This is a genomic window from Streptomyces sp. Q2 (assembly GCF_056820935.1).
The window spans coordinates 47,634-65,178 of the sequence record NZ_JBXEJE010000025.1; the positions used below are offsets into that span (position 1 = coordinate 47,634).

A 17,545-nucleotide genomic window follows, 5' to 3' on the forward strand; every position below is an offset into this window, starting at 1 on the left:
GCCCCGAAACCCATCGCCACGCCGCTCAGTCGGCGGGCAGGGCGGCCAGCCAGGCAGTGAGGTGGCGGCTGACCTCCTCGGGGCGTTCCTGCTGGATCCAGTGGCCGCAGCCGTCGAGGAGGTGGGAGGAGCGCAGGCCGGGGAGGGTGGCGGGGAAGGCCTCGATCGCGTCCGCCAGCCAGGTCGTCGAGGCGTCCAGGGTGCCGCCGAGGAACAGGGAAGGCTGACGGATGGGGGCGCCGGTGAGGTCGGCGAGGTCCTTCCAGTCGTGGTCCATGGCGCGGTAGCGGTTCAGGGCGCCGGTCAGGCCGGTGCGCTCGAACTCTCCGGCGTAGACGTCGAGTTCCGCGGAGCCGAGCCAGGCGGGCAAGCGGTGGGCCGGGAAGCGGTCGCGGAGGGTTCCTCCGGGACTCACGAAGTGCGGGTCGGGGGCGCCGGGCGCCGGCATGGTGTCCGCCGAGAGGGCGGCGTGGAAACCGGCCAGCCAGCCGCGTACGTCCGGTTCGATCTCGCGCTCGGCACGGCCCGGCTCCTGGAAGTAGGAGACGTAGAACTCCTCCTCGCCGCCGCCCAGCCGGGCGAAGATCTCGCTCGGCCTCGGGCCGCCGGGCGGCGAGTACGGCACGCTCAGCAGGCCGACCGCGCGGAACACGTCGGGCCGCAGCAGCGCGCAGTGTGCCGCGATCGTCGCGCCCCAGTCGTGTCCGACGACCACGGCGGACCGCTCGCCGAGCGCCTCGACCACGGCCGCGCTGTCCGCCACCAGGTGGCGCATCCCGTACGCCTCCACCGCGTCCGGCCTCGACGAACGCCCGTATCCGCGCACGTCCACGGCGACCGCGCGGTAGCCGGCGGCCGCCAGGACCGGCAGCTGGTGACGCCACGAGTACCAGGACTCCGGGAAGCCGTGCAGCAGCAGGACCAGCGGTCCCTCGCCCAGCGCCGCCGCGTGGATCCGGCCGGCGGGGGCGGGGAGCAGGTGGTGGGTGACGTCCTTGAGCTGGGGGGCCTGCGGCATGCGTCCTCCGTACGTGCGTCGGGTGCGGCGGCACGCCCACGGCGGCCGTGCTGCGGCTCGTACGTCGATCCTGCGGCCCGGCGGCGACCGGGGGCGAGGATTGTTGCCGGTTCGGCAAACCGACACCGACACCGGCACGGGGCAATGGCTGGGGGTGGAGGAGGAGCGTCACCGGGGCGGCGAGGGCCGGCCGCCCCGGTGCGTCGCTCGCTCAGCCGGTGGCGGCGAACACGAACAGGTTGTCCTTCCGGCCGTCCTCCTGCTCCAGGGCGAGGGCCGCCGACCCGTTGACCGGGACCGGGGCGATGCCGGGGCTGGTCGGAGCGTCCTCGCCCGTGCGGGCGTCGAGGGCGACCGGACCGTTCTCCGTCTCGCCGTGGACCCGGCCGTGCCAGGCCGAGGTGACCTCGGGGGCGGTGCGGTCGGTCCGCTCGTCAGGGAGCCGCACGCCGGCCGCGGGCACGAGGAGGGGCCCGCTTCAGTGGCCGGCGTCCCTCAACTCCCGTACCAGGCGGGTCGTTACGGGCACCGGCACGCCGTGCCGCTCGGCCGCGCGCAGCAGCGCCCCGCCGATCGCGTCCAGTTCGAGGGGGCGGCCGGCCTCCGCGTCGCGCTGCATCGACGACTTCATCGCGGGCGGGAAGCCGTCGTAGCGGGCGAGTGCCCCGGCCGGGTCCGCCGGACCGCCGCAGGCGGCGCTGACCTCGGCGGTCTCCTCCACCAGGGCCGCCAACTCCTCGCGGTACTTCGTGCGGACGTCGCCCAGCGGGAGTTTGTGACGGGTCGTCAGCAGTGCGAACGGTGCCAGGAACGACATCTTCGCCCACAGGGCCGCCGACTCGTCGGGCAGTACGCGGGTGGTCGGACCGGCGGCGGTGAAAGCCTCCGCCAGCGCGTCTAGGCGCTCGCGGGGGACGCCGTCGCCGGTGAGGTCGACCTCGGCGAAGGGGCTGCCGTGCTCGATCACGCCCGGTGCCACCCGGGTCGACTCCACGCGGATGACGGCGGGGGCCACGCGGTCCGGGCGGTAGCGGGTGCGGAGGGTCGCGGGGTGCTCCACACCGTTCAGGAGCGGTACGACCAGACCGTCGCCGAGGGCCGCGGGCGGGACCCTGTCGAGGGCGGCGTCGAGGCTCGTGTGCTTGACGGCGACCACGCAGGCGTCGACCGGTTCGCGCAGGGTCGTGTCCGCCTCCACCCGGGCGGTGAAGTCGCCGAACCTCTCGCTGCGGACGCGGATTCCGGCCGTGCGGAGCGTGTCGGCGGTCTCCTCGCCGGCCAGGCAGATCACACGGTGACCGGCACGGGACAGGAGCGCGGCGAGGAGGCCGCCGGTGCCGCCGGGGCCGAGTACGGCCACGGTCGGTTCGTCGTACGCCATGATGCTGGGTTCCTCTCTTCGGTCGGCCCCGGAACGGTGGCCGCCTCGCAGTGATCATCGCAGGCCGGGCTCGGCGGTCGCAGTCGTCCGTGAAAATCGGGGCAAGGCCCGGCGGTCTTCCCCGGCAGGGGCGAGACTGGAGACATGTGCCGCAGTATCAAGACGCTTCGTCCACCCGTCCTGCCCGAGGAGGCGACGGAGGAGGACATCCGGGCCGCCGCCCTGCAGTACGTCCGCAAGGTCTCCGGCTTCCGGGCCCCCGCCGCGCACAACCGTGAGGTGTTCGACCGGGCCGTCGACGTGATCGCCGAGGCCACGGCGGAACTCCTGGCCGGCCTGGAGGTACGGGGCTCCGCCGCGCAGCGGGCCGGGTAGAGCGGGCCGGGATCCGCCGGGTGCCCGAACGTGGCGCCGGGCGGAGGCAGTGCCCGGCCGCCCGCCCGCCAGGCGCGGTCCAGGGCCACGCGGTCCGACGCTGCCGGGTGCCGCCTGACTGAGTGCGGCGTCGGTGGCCCGTTGCTGCGGGCGGACGGTGTGGGCGGCCCACGGACTGGCGGTGTGGGTGTCCGCGGAATGCGTGCGTCGGCTGCCCGCTGCTCCGCGCCTTCGCCCGTTCCGGCTGCCTGGGGCTGTGGGGAGGGGTGGCGTCGGCGGCTCGTGGGTTCGACCTCTGGAGTGGCCCCGGCACCCGCGATCGGCGGCCTCGGCCCCGGCCCGTCGCTACGGTGCCTTCGCCGGTTCCGGGCGGCGTCTCATCACGTATGCCGCTCCGGCTCCCGCACCGAACAGCGCCAGGACCGAGACTCCCGTCGCCAGCCAGGTCGTGCCCAGCCACTGGGCGCCGTAGTAGCCGAGGGCGACGCTGTAGGCCGCCCAGGACAGGCCCGCGAGAGCGGACCAGGGGAGGAAGTCGCGGGCGCGGTGGTGAGCGGCGCCGGCGCCGAGGGAGACGACCGAGCGGCCGGCGGGGGCGAATCGGGCGAGGACGACCAGGACGCCGCCACCGCGGGCGAGGGCCGCGCCGAGACGTTCCTGCGCGGTGGTCAGCCGGGGGGAGCGGGCGATCGCGCGGTCCAGGCGGGCCCCGCCGCGCCAGGCCAGGCGGTACGCGACCAGGTCGCCCAGCACGGACGCGGTCGCGGCGCAGAGGATGAGGGCCATGATGTCGGGGACCTCGTGCGCCGCGACCTGGCCGGTCGCCGCGCCGGTGCCGGCGGCAGCCGCCGTGGCGGCGGCGATGACGAGGACGCCGCTCGGCAGGACCGGCAGGAACACGTCCAGCAGGACGGATGCGCCGATCACCGCGTAGATCCATGGACTGCCGGTCAGCAGCCCCACACTCTCCATGCTTTCCAGCACCGCGAACTCCCCGTGGTCCCCCGTGGCCAGACCGTGCCGCGATGTCGCGGGGGAGCGGCAGGGGCGGCCTCAACAGCCATACAGCGTACGCGTCGGGTCCGACAGGAGATTCACGGGGGGCTCGTGGGTTCGGCACCGTATGTTCACCGGGCTGACACGCGACGGCGCCCGTCCCGGCGTGAGCGCGCGGGGACGGGTGCCGTCGTTCGCGGGCGGCCGAGGGGTCAGGCCGCGACCGGCGTCTGTTCCGTGGCCGACTTGTCCGCCGCCGTGGAGCGGTTGGCGAACAGCCGGTCGACGCCGAAGGCGCCGGACCCGGTGAAGACCAGCAGGAGGAAGGCCCAGCAGAACATCGCGGCGCCCTCGCCGCTGTTCTCCATCGGCCACAGGCCGTTCGGCTGGTGGACCTTGAAGTAGGCGTAGGCCATCGCGCCCGAGGAGACGAACGCGGCGGCCCGCGTGCCGAGGCCCAGCAGGACGAGCGAGCCGCCGACCAGCTCGATCACGGCCGCGTACCAGTTGGGCCAGGCGCCGGTCTCGACCGTGCCGCCGCTGCCGTCGGCGCCGCCGAGGACGCCGAATAACGAGGAGGCGCCGTGGCAGGCGAAGAGCAGGCCTACGACGATGCGGAACAGGCCGAGTGCGTACGGCTGGGCGCTGTTGAGGCGAGCGGTCATGTGGGGGGTACTCCTTCGGTCGGGCCGGTCCGATGGGCGGACCGGTCGGGGGACGGAACCGAGTGAGTGCCCCAGGTTAGGTGCGCCTAATCGATGCTTGCAAGTTCAACATTTGGCCATTGGTTTGCCTCCGCTTGGCCTTCCGTTTCGGCCGCAGCCGCACGTAGAGACGCTCTCGCCACCGCATCCGCGTCCGAAAGCGTGACCGAATCCACACCTGGGCGGGCCCCCGCGGCGGTCACCCAGTGCACGCCCTCCGTGGGCACCCCGAAGGCCAACCGCCTTGCGTGCGACCTACCTTGACGGTCCATCAGATGATACGGCCGCCGGGTCACGTCGAGTCCACCCGTTTCGTAACCGTCCACGGTGTGCGGCCGGCACTGCCCGGTCTTCAGCAGCCGGGCGAGCAGGTCGTCGGCCGTGCGCCGCAGATCGGGTTCCGGTAGCCGCGCCTCTATGAGAGTCGTCACGCGTACGGCGGACCCCGGCACCTCCGGGGAGTGCGCCAGCCACGCCCCGTCCTCCTCGCGGACCTCCAGCCGCGGGCCGAGCACCTCCACCACGCCAGCCTCCACCAGCGCGGCCAACTCCTCGATACGGCGCCGGGGCGGGCCGATGGACAGGAAGGCGTTGAGCGGGGTGTACCAGCGGTCCAGGTGGTCGCGGCGGGACGTGCCCGCGAGTCCGCCGTGGTCGACGATCAGCCGCAGCTCGTTGCGCAGGTCGCGCAGTACGTCCTGGGCGGCCTTCACCGGACCGGAGACATTGCCCAGGGCGGCCTGGGCGGCGTCCTCGCGCAGGTGGGCGAGCAGCCAGTCGCGCCAGGCCCGGGGATCGGGGAAGGCGCGTCCCGCGTACGGGCGGGACATCCGGTCCCAGGACCAGCGGTCCGCCCGTGCCACCCCGAACTCCTCGAGCACGGCCGCCTCGTGGAGGCTGCCGTGCGCGGCGGCCAGGAAGCGCTCCCTGAACTCCGGTTCCCGCAGCAGGGCTTCGTAGTAGACCGTCTCCACCTCCTTGGCCACCAGCGGCCATATCTCCGCGAGGAAGTCCGGTGACTCACCGGAGTCGGCACGCTTGCGGAAGCCGGCGATCACCTCGTCGGTGAGGACGAACGGGAGGTGGCGGCCGTAGGGGCCCTTCGCGTTGTCGCCCCGGGCCTGGTAGGGGATGCCGCGCCGCGAACCGGCGTACAGGCGCGGCTCGCGGCCGGAGGGCAGGTACCGCAGGCCTCGCCGGCCGGGGACGAAGCGTCCGCCCCGGCCGGTCGTCAACAGGGCGGTGTGGTCGAAGAAGTTGAGGCCCAGACCGCGCAACAGCACCGGTTCGCCGGGGGAGACGGGGGACAGGTCGACGTCGGCCGGGTTGGCGGGCGGTATGTGGCGCAGGCCGTGCTGTTCGGCGTACGCCGCGAGCCGCCGTACGGTCGTGTCCGCGACCACCGGCAGATGACCCTGCGCCAGGACGACGGTGGACAGGCCGGACAAGGTGCGGCCGTCGTCGAGGGTCAGGGTCTGCAGGCCGTCGGGGGCGTCGTCGAGCCGTACGGCCCGCGCCGCGTGCGTCTCCACCTCCACCCCTGGCGGCGCCTCGCGCACCGCCCGCGCGAACACCCACTCCAGGTACCGGCCGTACTGGGCCCGGGTCGGGTACTCGTCCGGCCCGAGCGCGCCGCCCGCCCACTCGTGCAGGCTCGGTCCCGGCCGGACCGGGCCCGAGCAGTCCACGCTGTCGTCGGTGAACAGGGTCACCTGCGAGGCCACGGTGTTCATCAGCAGCTCGGACGACTGCGCGGTCCGCCAGACGCGGCCGGCGCCGGGCGGCGCCGGATCGACGACGTGGACCGTCAGCCGGGCGCCCGGCGGGAGGAGTTCGGGCGCCGAGGCGCAGAGGCGTTCCAGCACGCTGGTCCCGCGCGGTCCGGCGCCGACCAGGGCGACGGAGACGGGCACATGGTCCTCGGTCGGTGCGGGCAAGACGGGGACTCCCGGGCGTGGGGGGCGCGTGGTGGCGACCACTGGAAGCGGACGGTCCGCCTCATCATGCCGTCGGGGACCGGGGGAGCCGAGCCCAGGGTGCACGGACTGTGGGACGCATCACGAGCATCACGGGCCACGGGTGCAGGAACCAGTCGTAAGAGGCTGATTACCGGGCGAGTTCGGACTCCGTGACCGTCTCCAGCCGTGGACTGGCACCCCGCACCTCGCGCGCCTGCTCCAGCCGCAGCCGCGCCGAACGGCCGCGCAGCGTCAGGGTCATGAGCTGGTTGCCGAACCAAGGGCCGCCCTTCTTGCGCCAGCTGACCGGCGGGAGGGGCGAGCGGGCGTGCCAGGCGAAGCGGCGGCCCAGGGCGCGCGCCAGGGAGCTCCAGCCGAACCGGAAGCCGAGCCTTATCGACAGGGGAATGGAGTTGTGGACGGGGGAGCAGGTCAGCTGGAGGACACGCGCGTCGGGTGACCGCGCCCCGGAACGCCACTTCGGCTCGGCCACGTACGCGTGGTGCACGTCCCCGGACAGGACGAGGATCGTGGCCGGCGCCTCGGGCCCCGAACCGGCCTCGGCGATCAGCTCCGCCAGCGCGGCGAAGGACTCCGGGAAGGCCGCCCAGTGCTCCAGGTCGGCCTTGCGCCGCAGGTCCTCCCCGAAGCGGGCCCAGCGGGCGCCCTTCTCGCCCCGGCACAACGCCGCGTTCCACACCTCGGCGTCGTGCACCAGCTGCGGCAGCAGCCAGGGCAGGGAGGTGCCGATGAGGAGGTGGTCGTACGAGCCCGGCGTGTCCAGCGTCTGTTCGCGCAACCACTTCGCCTCGCCGGGGTCGAGCATCGCGCGCCGCTCCTCGTCGAGGACCCGGGCCGCCCGGCTGTCCACCATCAGCAGGCGGACGCGGCCGAAGTCGCGGCGGTAGCTCCAGCGCACCGAGGGGGAGTCGGTGTCGGCCCGGGCGGCGAAGGCGCGCAGCACGTCGGTGCCGTCGGGCGTGTCGCGCACCGCCGCGTACACCGGGTCGGCGGCCAGTTCGTCGGGCGTCATGTTTCCCAGGTGCTGGTGCACCCAGTACGACATCAGGCCGCTCATCAGGCGTTCCTGCCACCAGCCGGTGGCCCGCATGTCCTTCAGCCAGGCGCCGGAGGTGTTCCAGTCGTCGATGACGTCGTGGTCGTCGAAGATCATGCAGCTCGGCACGGTGGACAGCAGCCAGCGCACCTCGGGGTCGAGCCAGGACTCGTAGTAGAGGCGGGTGTACTCCTCGTAGTCCGCGACCTCGTTGCCCGGCGGGTCGCTCAGGTCGCGGCGGGCGGCCAGCCAGCGGCGGGTCGCGTCCGTGGTCTCATCGGCGTAGACCTGGTCGCCCAACAGCAGCAGCACGTCCGGACGTTCGCCCTCGGGTTCGCTCACCATCCGGGCCGCGAGGGTGTCCAGGGCGTCCGGGCCGACCGGGTCCTTCTCGCCGGTCGGGGGCGAGGCCCAGCGGCAGGAGCCGAAGGCGACCCGGACGTCGTCGTCCTCCATGGTGGTGCGGATCACCGAGGGCGGGAACGGGGAGTCGGGCAACGGCCACACGCAGGCGCCGTCGAGGAACACCTCGTACGCCCGGCTCGTGCCCGGCGTCAGGCCGGTCACCGGGACCAGGGCGTAGTGATGCCCCTCGATCTGGAAGGTGGGGGCCTCGCCCCCGCCGCCCTCCGCGCAGCGCACCTCGGCGGTGCACGGACGGCTCGCCTCGACCCAGACGGTCGCGCGCGAGTCGTCGGCATACCTCAGCAGTGGCCCCAGGCGCAGTCCCGCCACGTGATCACCCTCCTCCGTCGCCCCGTACGGTACGGAACGACGGAGGGGAACGGGGAGGTTCCGCAGATCACGGTTTGTCGATCCTTGTGGATCTTTCAGGATCACTCGATCGGCGGCTCGATCAGCGCTCGCTCCGAGGCGCGATCGGCAGCTCGATCAGCAGCCCGACAGGTAGCTGGTGAGCGCGCTCTTCTCGGCCGAGTCGACCGAGAGGCCGTAGTAGTACTTCACCTGGACCCAGGCGCGGACGTAGGTGCAGCGGTAGGAGGTGACCGACGGCATCCAGGTGGCCGGGTCCTGGTCGCTCTTCGCCTGGTTCACGTTGTCCGTGACGGCGATGAGCTGCGGGCGGGTCAGGTCGTTGGCGAAACTCTGGCGCTTGGCGCTGGTCCAGCTGTCGGCGCCGGAGTCCCAGGCCTCGGCCAGCGGCACGAGGTGGTCGATGTCCAGGTCGGAGGCGACGGTCCAGGTGGCGCCGTCGTAGGGGGAGTACCAGCTGCCGCTGGTGGAGGCGCAGGCGGAGTCGGTGACGACGTTCGAGCCGTCGCGCTTGAGGACCGTCTCGCGGGTGTTGCAGGTCCCGCTGATGGTGATCCAGTGGTTGAACAGGTCGCGGCTGTAGCCGGTACGGTCCTCCGTCGCCACGGTGAGCGAGGCGAGGTAGGTGCGGGCGGTGGTGGCGCTGACCGGGGTGGGGAGGGCGGCGGAGGCGGTCGGGCTGTTGAAAAGCGCGACCGAGGCTATGAGTCCGGTGAGCGCCGTGAGTATGCTGACGCGTCGACGCGCGTAGAACTTCGACATGCGAACTCCCAGGGGATGCGGGGGCGTTGGAGTGCGGGCGAGGGAATGCTCGCGACGCCGTGTTGCGGGGGGATGAGCGTTGGGTAAGAAGCTAATGACGTGTGCATGACACGTCTATGCCCGCGACGTGACTTTCCGCCCTGAGGGTCGGTTCATCGGTCACGTACCATGGACGGCGCAGAAGGGGAGTAGCTCTTCGCCGGACCGTCGACATACTGCTCAGCTCGTCTGAGCCGGCGCCCGGAGGCGGATCCTTTTTCAGGATCGGCCAGCGAGACCTTCGGCAAGCAGTGCACGCCCGTGTCGTACGGCACGGGTGACCAATGCGCTGCCGTGCCGAGGTGTCGCAAGAGCGGTCGTCACTCTCGGCGGGGCAGCCCGACCGATTGAGGACCCTTGATCAGCTTCACCGTGACGGCGCTCGTCTTCGGCGTCGTCTTCCTCGCCGAGCTCCCGGACAAGACCGCGCTCGCCGGACTCGTCCTCGGCACCCGCTACCGGGCCTCCTACGTCTTCGCGGGCGTCGCCGCCGCCTTCGCGCTCCATGTCACGCTCGCCGTCGCGGCCGGCAGCGTGCTGACGCTCCTGCCGCAGCAGATCGTGCAGGCGCTGACCGGAGTGCTCTTCCTCGGCGGCGCGGCCGTGCTGCTGATGAAGAAGGACGAGGACGAGGGGGAGGTCCGCAGCCCGGAGGGCCAGTCCTTCTGGAAGGTCTCCGGCGCGGGCTTCATGCTCATCCTCGTCGCGGAGTTCGGTGACCTCACGCAGATCATGACGGCGAACCTCGCGGCCCGTTACGACGATCCGCTCTCCGTCGGCCTCGGTGCGGTGCTCGCGCTGTGGGCGGTGGCCGGACTCGGCATCGTCGGCGGAAAGGCCCTGATGAAGCGGGTTCCGCTGCGGCTGATCACCAAGGTCGCGGCGCTGCTGATGCTCGGGCTCGGGGTGTGGTCCCTGGGCGAGGCCGTGGCCGGCTGAACCCGTCGGTCGAGCTGAACGGTCGGTGAACCATTTCCGAAGACGGTGGCGGGAGCCGGTTCTGTTTTGTACCGTAGAGGAACAAAGTGGCTCCCGCCCGTTTTCCCTGACCGGCGGGCGGGGCCGCCTTGTTCTCCCGGGGCTCACCACACGCCCCCCGCCCCGCGTCCTTGGAGCTGCCGATGACGGCCACCGCCGTGCTCACCGCCCGCGCCCTGCTGCTGGACATGGACGGCACCCTGGTCAATTCCGACGCCGTGGTCGAACGCATCTGGCGGAGCTGGGCCGACGCGCACGGGCTGGACGCGGACGAGGTCATGAAGGTCGTCCACGGCCGCCAGGGGTACGCCTCGATGGCCCTGCTGCTGCCCGGCCGCCCCATGGAGCAGAACCACGCCGACAACGCGCGAATGCTCGCCGCGGAGACCGCCGACATGGACGGCGTGGTCGCGATCCCGGGCGCCGCCGAGTTCCTCGCGTCGCTGCACGGCCTTCCGCACGCCCTGGTCACCTCCGCGGACGTGCCCCTGTCCACCGCGCGCATGGCCGCCGCGGGCCTCGGCCTGCCCGACGTCCGGATCACCGCCGAGTCCGTCGGCGCGAGCAAGCCCGACCCCGAGGGCTTCCTCAAGGGCGCCGCCGAACTGGGCGTCGCCCCGGCCGACTGCCTCGTCTTCGAGGACTCCGGCGCCGGCATCCAGGCCGGCCACGCGGCCGGGATGCGGGTCGTCGGCGTGGGAGCGCGGGCCGGCCACCACGGCCCGGACGCGCTGGTGCGGGACCTGACGGAGGTGCGGGTGGAGGCCGTGGGGGACGGGACGATCAGGGTGTACGTGGGGTGAGGCGGGTCTGGCTTTCCGGGTGCGGCGGGTGCGGCGGGTGCGCCGGGGCGCCGGGTGGAGGCCGGTGGCCGACGGGGCGGTCGGGCTGTGTGTGGGCTGATGCGTGTCTGGCTGTTCGGGGGTGACGGGGTGCACGGGGTGGGGTCCGTGGCGGATGGGCTGGGTGATCACGGTGTACGTGGATTGAGACGGGTCTGGCTTTCCGGGTGCGGCGGGTGCGCCGGGGCGCCGGGTGGAGGCCGGTGGCCGACGGGGCGGTCGGGCTGTGTGTGGGCTGATGCGTGTCTGGCTTTTCGGGGGTGACGGGGTGCACGGGGTGGGGTCCGTGGCGGATGGGCTGGGTGATCACGGTGTACGTGGATTGAGACGGGTCTGGCTTTCCGGGTGCGGCGGGTGCGCCGGGGCGCCGGGTGGAGGCCGGTGGCCGACGGGGCGGTCGGGCTGTGTGTGGGCTGATGCGCGTCTGGCTACCCAAGGGTGACGGGGTGCACGGGGTGGGGTCCGTGGCGGAGGGGCTGGGTGATCACGGTGTACGTGGATTGAGACGGGTCTGGCTTTCCGGGTGCGGCGGGTGCGCCGGGGCGCCGGGTGGAGGCCGGTGGCCGACGGGGCGGTCGGGCTGTGTGTGGGCTGATGCGCGTCTGGCTTCCCAAGGGTGACGGGGTGCACGGGGTGGGGTCCGTGGCGGAGGGGCTGGGTGATCACGGTGTACGTGGGGCGGGTCTCGCTTCCCGCGTGCGGCGGGATGCGCCGGGTGGAGGCCGTGGGGGGCGGGGCGATCAGGGTGTGGACGGCTGAGGCCGTCCCGGTGTCTGGTGCGGCGGGTCCTGCGGCGGGCGACCCTGTCGGGCGGATCGGCTCGCCCCGCCGAGCGCGACCGGGGGATCCGGTGGGTTCCGTAGACCGGCTGGTGAGCTGCGGCCGAAGGGGTCCCGCCGGCCGCAGCCTCAGCGAAGCCGAGCGGTCAAGGCGCCGACGAGGGTGCGGCCGGGCCCCTGTGGGAAGCCTCCGTCGGGCCTCCGCCTCCGCGGCGTGATCCGCCGGCCAGGCCCTACGGTTCCGTCGTCTCCGACTCCAGCTTGGCGCGGGTCTCCTGGTCGTACACGCCGAGGTCGTCCGTGCCGACGCCTCGGGACCACTGGTAGTTGCGCAGCGCGTTCTCGACCTTGTCGGTGAAGTTCCCGTCGATCTCGTCGTTGTAGAGGTACAGCTGGCGCAGGCGCTGCTGGAGCTCGGTGACCTCGGGACCCCGGTCGCCGCGGCGCAGGATCGGGCCGCTGGTGCGCTCGTCGTCGGACCCGGCACCGGAGCCCGCGGCGTCGCTGCTCGTCGGGGACGGGGTCGGCTCGGCCGACCGGGACGGGCTCGGCGAGGCGCTGGACGCGGATGGCGACGGCGACGAGGTGGGCGACGGGCTCTCACTGACGGACGCGGACGGGGAGGCGGACGTCGGCGGCGCGGACGTGGGCCGTGTGGACGGCGACACGGACGCCGCGCTCGTCGAGGCGTCCGGTACGGCCGCCCGTACGTCCTGCGGCGGTGCGCCGTCCCGCGACGGCGTCTCGTACGAGAACAGCCCGCTCGCGATCCCGGCCGCCGCCACGACCGAGGCGACGGCCCCGGCGACGCCGAGCAGCACGGTACGGCGGCGACGGCGGCCCGGCCTCTCGTCACCGTGACCGGGCACGGCGGGCCCCGGGCCGTCGGCGCCCTCGAACAGGTGAAGGTCGGCGGGGCTGGGTGCGGTGCCCGGGGGTGCCAGGGGTGTCGGGAGCGCGGTGGTGGCGTCCACGGCGGGAAGTACGACGGTGGCGTCACCGTCGGGCGACGTGGAGGGCGACGCGGAGGGCCGCGCGGAGGGCCGCGCGGAGGACGATATGGCGGGCTGCCCGGGGGGCGACACGGCGGGGCCGGCCGTCGGGTCCACCGCGGGGTCGACCGCACGCAGCGGCATCGTCGCCTCGGCCGGGGGCACGTCCGGCACGTCCGGCATCTCCGGCGCGCCGGGCGACTGCTCGTCGGACCGCCCGGTCCCGGTCGCGGCCCCCTCCGCCGCCGCCCCGTCGAGCTCGACGTACGGCCGTATCCGCAGCGGATCGAAGTCCTCCGCCGCGGCCGCCTCCGCCGTACGGGCGTCGCGCAGGGCGTCGGACGCCCGCTGGGTGCAGGCGCAGGACGGGGTGTTGTCGGCGCCCCGTGGGGCACCGCATTCCGGGCACAGATGCCCCGTTGACTCGTCCACGTGTTCGCCCCTCCCCTCGCGTCTCCCCCTCGCGAACTCCAGAGATTATCCAGACCTCCTCCACACCGTCGCTCACGAGCCCCCGGAAGAAAGGCTTCCGGACAGGACTCAACAGGCCATAAACGGTCACACCGACCACGATGGAAGTGGGAACGAGACCCGCGGGAGGTCTTCATGGCCGGGGACGCGCACACGACGGCGGAGCAGGCGCGGGACGCACGCGACGAACACGTGCCCGGCAACGTCCTCGTCTCGATCGGCGCCCTGCTCCTCGGGATGCTGCTGGCCGCCCTCGACCAGACGATCGTGTCGACCGCGCTGCCCACGATCGTCAGCGAACTCGGCGGCATGGACCACCTGTCCTGGGTGGTCACCGCCTACCTGCTGGCCTCGACCGCGGCGACCCCGCTGTGGGGCAAGCTCGGCGACCAGTACGGCCGGAAAAGGCTGTTCCAGATCGCGATCGTGATCTTCCTGGTCGGCTCGGGACTGTGCGGCGCGGCGCAGGACATGCCTCAGCTCATCGGGTTCCGCGCGCTCCAGGGACTCGGCGGCGGCGGGCTGATGGTGCTGTCGATGGCGATCGTCGGCGACCTCGTCTCGCCCCGCGAACGCGGCCGCTACCAGGGGCTGTTCGGCGCCGTCTTCGGGGCCACCAGCGTGCTGGGCCCACTGCTCGGCGGGCTGTTCACCGAGCACCTGAGCTGGCGCTGGGTGTTCTACATCAACCTGCCGATCGGGGTCGTCGCGCTCGTCGTGATCGCGACGGTGCTGCACATCCCGCGCAAGTCCACCCGGCATGTCATCGACTACCTCGGGACGTTCCTCATCGCGTCCGTCGCCACCTGCCTGGTGCTGGTGGCGTCCCTGGGCGGTACGACGTGGGGCTGGGGCTCGCCGCAGGTCGTGGGACTCGCGGCCCTGGGCGTCGTACTCGCCGTCGCGTTCGTGGCCGCCGAGCGGCGGGCCGCCGAACCCGTCCTGCCCCTGCAGCTCTTCCGCATCCGCACCTTCACCCTCGCCGCGGTCATCAGCTTCATCGTCGGCTTCGCGATGTTCGGCGCGATGACCTACCTGCCGACGTTCCTTCAGGTCGTCCAGGGCGTCAGCCCGACCATGTCCGGCGTGCACATGCTGCCGATGGTGCTCGGACTGCTGCTGTCGTCGACGCTCTCCGGGCAGATCGTCAGCCGCACCGGCCGCTGGAAGGTGTTCCCGGTCGCCGGCACCGGCATCACCGCCCTCGGTCTGCTCCTGCTCCACCAACTGGACGAGAACAGCTCGACGGGCGAGATGAGCGGCTTCTTCTTCGTCTTCGGACTGGGCCTCGGCCTGGTCATGCAGGTCCTGGTCCTGATCGTGCAGAACGCCGTCTCGTACGAGAACCTCGGCGTCGCCACCTCCGGCGCGACCTTCTTCCGCTCCATCGGGGCCTCCTTCGGCGTCGCCATCTTCGGCACGGTCTTCGCGAGCCGCCTCGGCGACAAGCTCAGCGACGCCTTCGCCGGCACCCAACTGCCGTCCGGCGTCTCCGTGGGCACGCTGGAGGCCGACCCGCGCGGCATCGCCGCCCTGCCTGCCGACCTGCGCCCGTCGGCCCTGCACGCGTACGCCTCGGCCATCACCGACGTCTTCCTGTACGCCGCGCCCGTCGCCCTCGTCGGTTTCGTACTGGCCTGGTTCCTCAAGGAGGACCGGCTGCGCGGCTCGGTCACGGCGCCGGACGTCACGGAGACGCTCGCCAGCAACCCGGTGGAGCGGTCGTCCTGCGACGAGGTCTGCCGGGCGCTGTCCGTGCTCGCCACCCGGGAGGGCCGGCGCGAGATCTACCGGGACATCACCGCGAAGGCGGGCTACGACCTGCTCCCCGCGGCGAGCTGGCTGCTGCTGCGGATCAGGAAGTACGGCAGCCAGGAACCGGGGCTGCTCGCCGAGCGCACCACCGTCCCGCTGACCGTCGTCATCGAGGCCTCCCGTCAGGTCGAGGAGCGCCGCCTCGCCCTTCGCCGCGGCCTCGACCTCGTCCTGACCGCCGAGGGCCACGAGGTCGCCGAACGGCTCGCCCAGACCCGCGAGGAGTCCCTCGGCGAGCTCCTCGGCGACTGGTGGGGCCCGGACCGGCCGACCGACCTGATCCAGCTGGTCAAGGAGCTGAACGGCGAACTGTGCGGCTCGGAGGCGGAACGCCCGCACGACGGACGCCCGGTGACCCGGCTCGGCTGAGGTGCTCGCGGAACCGGTGCGCGAAGACCCGGGTGTCCTCGTCATGGCGCCCGTTCTCGGAAGCGCGCCTAGGCCGCCCGCAACCGGATGTGGGTCACCTCCGGCGAGTCGAGAACCTGCGTCTTGCGCCACTCGACGTGCTGGTCGCCGAGCCCGTCGAAGAGCCGCCGTCCCCCGCAGGCGAGCACCGGGACCACGTGGAGCATCAGCTCGTCCAGCCATCCGGCCCGGATGAACTGCTGCACCAGGTCCGCCCCGCCGGCCAGCGAGACGTCCTTGTCCCCGGCCGCCTTCCGGGCGAGGGCGAGGGCGTGGCCGGGGCCCTCGGTGACGAAGTGGAAGGTGGTGCCGCCCTGCTTCACGAGGGACTCGCGCGCGTGGTGGGTGACGACGTGGACCGGCATGTGGAAGGGCGGGTCGTCGCCCCACGGAAGCTCCCCGGTGACGTACATGCCGTGCCCCATGACGACGGCCCCCGGCCGCTCGGTCCACTCCGCGATCAGCTGGTCGTCCGGGCCGGTCTCCCCGCCCTCCATCCCCTGCATCCTCCGGAACGTCCGCAGGCCGTACACCCATTGGTGCAGCCGCTCGCCGCCGATGCCCAGCGGGTGCTCACGACCCGGGTCGGGGCCGGCGACGTACCCGTCGAGCGACATGGCCAGCCGTGCGATGACCTCACCCATGACAATCTCCTCAGTCGGTGACGTGCTCTCCACCCGTGCGTCGATCGGGCCTGTGCCGAATCGACACACCGTCGCCATGAATGCGCAGACAGTTTGGGTGGCGCCGCTCGGGCTACCCGGTCGGGGAAACCGGCCCGTACGGAGAGCCGGTTGGGTCGAGAACCCGGAAGGCACTCATGTCCACAGGCTTGATCATCGCTCTGATCGTGATCGTGGCGGCCATCGTGATCGTCGCGGCCGTCCTGATGCTGCGGGCCCGGCGAGGGCCCGGTGGCCAGAACCTGAAGCGGCGCTTCGGGCCCGAGTACGACCGGGCGGTCGCCCGGCACGACGGGGACGCCAAGGCGGCCGAACTGGAACTGGCCGAACGCGTGGAGCGGCACGGATCGCTGCGCGAGCGGGCCCTGGAGCCCGCGCAGCGCGAGCAGTACGAAGCCCGCTGGACGGCCGCGCAGGAGCGGTTCGTCGACTCGCCGCGGGAGGCCGTGGCCGAGGCGGACCGGCTGCTCGCCGAGCTGGCCGGCGCCCGGGGCTTCCCGGACGCCGCGCAGTACGACGAACAGCTCGACGCGCTGTCCGTGCACCACGCACACCACGTGCACGGCTACCGGCGCGTCCACCGCGTCGCCGCCGCGGGCGGCAGCGGGGCGCACGACGGCGACGGCCGGTCCGGCACCGAGGAGATGCGCGAGGCCATGGTCGAGGCACGGGCCCTGTTCGAGGACCTGGTGCGCCCGGCCCGGCACCGGGAGGAGTCCCGGAAGTCCGTCGAAAGGTCCGACGGCGCCACGGCGCACGGTCGCGGTGACGGTCGTGCCCACCAGCCGTGGGGATTCACCAGGCGCCACCACGCGAAGGGGAGTTGAGCGAACATGACGGATACGACGAGTGGGCTGGGCGCCGAGGGCGCCCCGCGCGACGGGAAGCCGAGGGGGCGGGCGACGGTTCCGCCGGCGACCCCGGGCCGTGACCCGGTGACGGGCGACAAGGTTCCGGGCAACGTGCCGACGGACACGACCGCCGGACGGGTCCGTGAGACGGGCCGGGGCGGCGGCGCGACCACCGGCACGTCCGGTGGGTTCGGCGGCGAGACCGCCACGGGCCGCGACAGTGCCCCGGCACCGGCGGGCACGCCGGGCAGCCACGGTCCCTCCGGCACCTCGGGGGACGCGGCGCCCCTGGTCACCGGTTCCGAGCAGAGCCGCGGCGGCCACGGCTCCGAACGCGGTGGCGGCGCCCACGACGGCACCCACGGCTCGGGTCTGCTGCCGCACGACGAGAGCGACAAGCTCGCCCAGCGGTTGCAGCACGCGGTCGCCGGCTTCGTGGACGGGCCGAAGACCGCGGTCGAGGAGGCCGACCACGTCCTGGAGGAGGCCGCCGCCCGCTTCACCGACGCGGTGACGCAGCGACGCCGTACCCTGCGCAACTCCTGGCAGGCCACGGACAGCGGCACCGAGGGCAAGCCGGCGACGTCCACCGACACCGAGCAACTCCGTCTGGCGCTGCGGGACTACCGCGAACTGGCGGAGCGGCTGCTGCGTATCTGAGG

The 17,545-nt window shown here is 73.0% G+C and carries 16 protein-coding genes; 6 read left to right on the forward strand and 10 right to left on the reverse strand.

The window, feature by feature from the left end; translation table 11 throughout:
• Positions 1–25 precede the first annotated feature (25 nt).
• The 3 genes from ACWBNA_RS27060 to ACWBNA_RS27070 all read right to left on the reverse strand — a co-directional run bounded on the left by ACWBNA_RS27060 (position 26) and on the right by ACWBNA_RS27070 (position 2,399).
• On the reverse strand, positions 26–1,018 hold the full coding sequence (locus ACWBNA_RS27060; RefSeq protein ID WP_482707124.1) for an alpha/beta fold hydrolase: 993 nt from the start codon (positions 1,016–1,018) through the stop codon (positions 26–28).
• 211 nt (positions 1,019–1,229) lie between these two features.
• Entirely contained in the window at positions 1,230–1,466 is a 237-nt protein-coding gene (locus ACWBNA_RS27065; protein ID WP_482707125.1) for a hypothetical protein, read from the reverse strand.
• A gap of 30 nt (positions 1,467–1,496) precedes the next feature.
• The gene (locus ACWBNA_RS27070) at positions 1,497–2,399 is read right to left on the reverse strand and encodes a ketopantoate reductase family protein (protein ID WP_482707126.1); all 903 of its coding nucleotides are present in this window, start codon (positions 2,397–2,399) and stop codon (positions 1,497–1,499) included.
• Between the two features lie 144 nt (positions 2,400–2,543).
• Between ACWBNA_RS27070 and ACWBNA_RS27075 the strand changes: the two genes are divergently transcribed.
• On the forward strand, positions 2,544–2,774 hold the full coding sequence (locus ACWBNA_RS27075) for a DUF2277 domain-containing protein (protein WP_383871305.1): 231 nt from the start codon (positions 2,544–2,546) through the stop codon (positions 2,772–2,774).
• Between the two features lie 345 nt (positions 2,775–3,119).
• Here ACWBNA_RS27075 and ACWBNA_RS27080 read toward each other — a convergent pair whose 3' ends face one another.
• The 5 genes from ACWBNA_RS27080 to ACWBNA_RS27100 form a co-directional block, all read right to left on the reverse strand.
• Positions 3,120–3,746: a DedA family protein gene (locus ACWBNA_RS27080; RefSeq protein ID WP_482707227.1), complete on the reverse strand. Its 627-nt coding sequence runs from the start codon at positions 3,744–3,746 to the stop codon at positions 3,120–3,122.
• A gap of 236 nt (positions 3,747–3,982) precedes the next feature.
• Positions 3,983–4,435: a DoxX family protein gene (locus ACWBNA_RS27085; RefSeq protein ID WP_482707127.1), complete on the reverse strand. Its 453-nt coding sequence runs from the start codon at positions 4,433–4,435 to the stop codon at positions 3,983–3,985.
• Between the two features lie 86 nt (positions 4,436–4,521).
• Complete coding sequence (locus ACWBNA_RS27090) at positions 4,522–6,411, reverse strand: FAD/NAD(P)-binding protein (RefSeq protein WP_482707128.1); 1,890 nt, start codon at positions 6,409–6,411, stop codon at positions 4,522–4,524.
• Between the two features lie 169 nt (positions 6,412–6,580).
• Positions 6,581–8,224 carry an alkaline phosphatase D family protein gene (locus ACWBNA_RS27095; RefSeq protein ID WP_482707129.1) on the reverse strand — a complete coding sequence of 548 codons (1,644 nt, stop codon included), beginning with the start codon at positions 8,222–8,224 and terminating at the stop codon, positions 6,581–6,583.
• Positions 8,225–8,380: 156 nt separating this feature from the next.
• Positions 8,381–9,025 (reverse strand): HNH endonuclease family protein, encoded by a 645-nt coding sequence (locus ACWBNA_RS27100; protein WP_482707130.1) that lies wholly within the window; start codon positions 9,023–9,025, stop codon positions 8,381–8,383.
• A 396-nt stretch (positions 9,026–9,421) separates the two neighbouring features.
• On the opposite strand from ACWBNA_RS27100, the gene ACWBNA_RS27105 reads away from it, so the two are divergent.
• Both ACWBNA_RS27105 and ACWBNA_RS27110 read left to right on the forward strand, forming a co-directional pair.
• Positions 9,422–10,003, forward strand: coding sequence for a TMEM165/GDT1 family protein (locus tag ACWBNA_RS27105; protein ID WP_482707131.1), 582 nt, complete (start codon positions 9,422–9,424; stop codon positions 10,001–10,003).
• Positions 10,004–10,185: 182 nt separating this feature from the next.
• Positions 10,186–10,845 (forward strand): HAD family hydrolase, encoded by a 660-nt coding sequence (locus tag ACWBNA_RS27110; RefSeq protein WP_482707132.1) that lies wholly within the window; start codon positions 10,186–10,188, stop codon positions 10,843–10,845.
• A 1,051-nt stretch (positions 10,846–11,896) separates the two neighbouring features.
• Here ACWBNA_RS27110 and ACWBNA_RS27115 read toward each other — a convergent pair.
• Positions 11,897–13,087, reverse strand: a complete 1,191-nt coding sequence (locus ACWBNA_RS27115; RefSeq protein WP_482707133.1) for a peptidoglycan-binding domain-containing protein — start codon at positions 13,085–13,087, stop codon at positions 11,897–11,899.
• Positions 13,088–13,261: 174 nt separating this feature from the next.
• Here ACWBNA_RS27115 and ACWBNA_RS27120 point away from each other — a divergent pair, with 174 nt between their 5' ends.
• Positions 13,262–15,310 carry a DHA2 family efflux MFS transporter permease subunit gene (locus ACWBNA_RS27120; RefSeq protein ID WP_482707134.1) on the forward strand — a complete coding sequence of 683 codons (2,049 nt, stop codon included), beginning with the start codon at positions 13,262–13,264 and terminating at the stop codon, positions 15,308–15,310.
• A gap of 68 nt (positions 15,311–15,378) precedes the next feature.
• On the opposite strand, the gene ACWBNA_RS27125 is transcribed toward ACWBNA_RS27120, so the two are convergent.
• A complete protein-coding gene (locus ACWBNA_RS27125; RefSeq protein ID WP_482707135.1) occupies positions 15,379–15,993 on the reverse strand; it encodes a dihydrofolate reductase family protein in 615 nt (204 codons plus the stop codon).
• Between the two features lie 176 nt (positions 15,994–16,169).
• Here ACWBNA_RS27125 and ACWBNA_RS27130 point away from each other — a divergent pair, with 176 nt between their 5' ends.
• Both ACWBNA_RS27130 and ACWBNA_RS27135 read left to right on the forward strand, forming a co-directional pair.
• Positions 16,170–16,859: a hypothetical protein gene (locus ACWBNA_RS27130; RefSeq protein WP_482707136.1), complete on the forward strand. Its 690-nt coding sequence runs from the start codon at positions 16,170–16,172 to the stop codon at positions 16,857–16,859.
• A gap of 6 nt (positions 16,860–16,865) precedes the next feature.
• Complete coding sequence (locus ACWBNA_RS27135) at positions 16,866–17,543, forward strand: hypothetical protein (RefSeq protein WP_482707137.1); 678 nt, start codon at positions 16,866–16,868, stop codon at positions 17,541–17,543.
• Positions 17,544–17,545 lie beyond the last annotated feature (2 nt).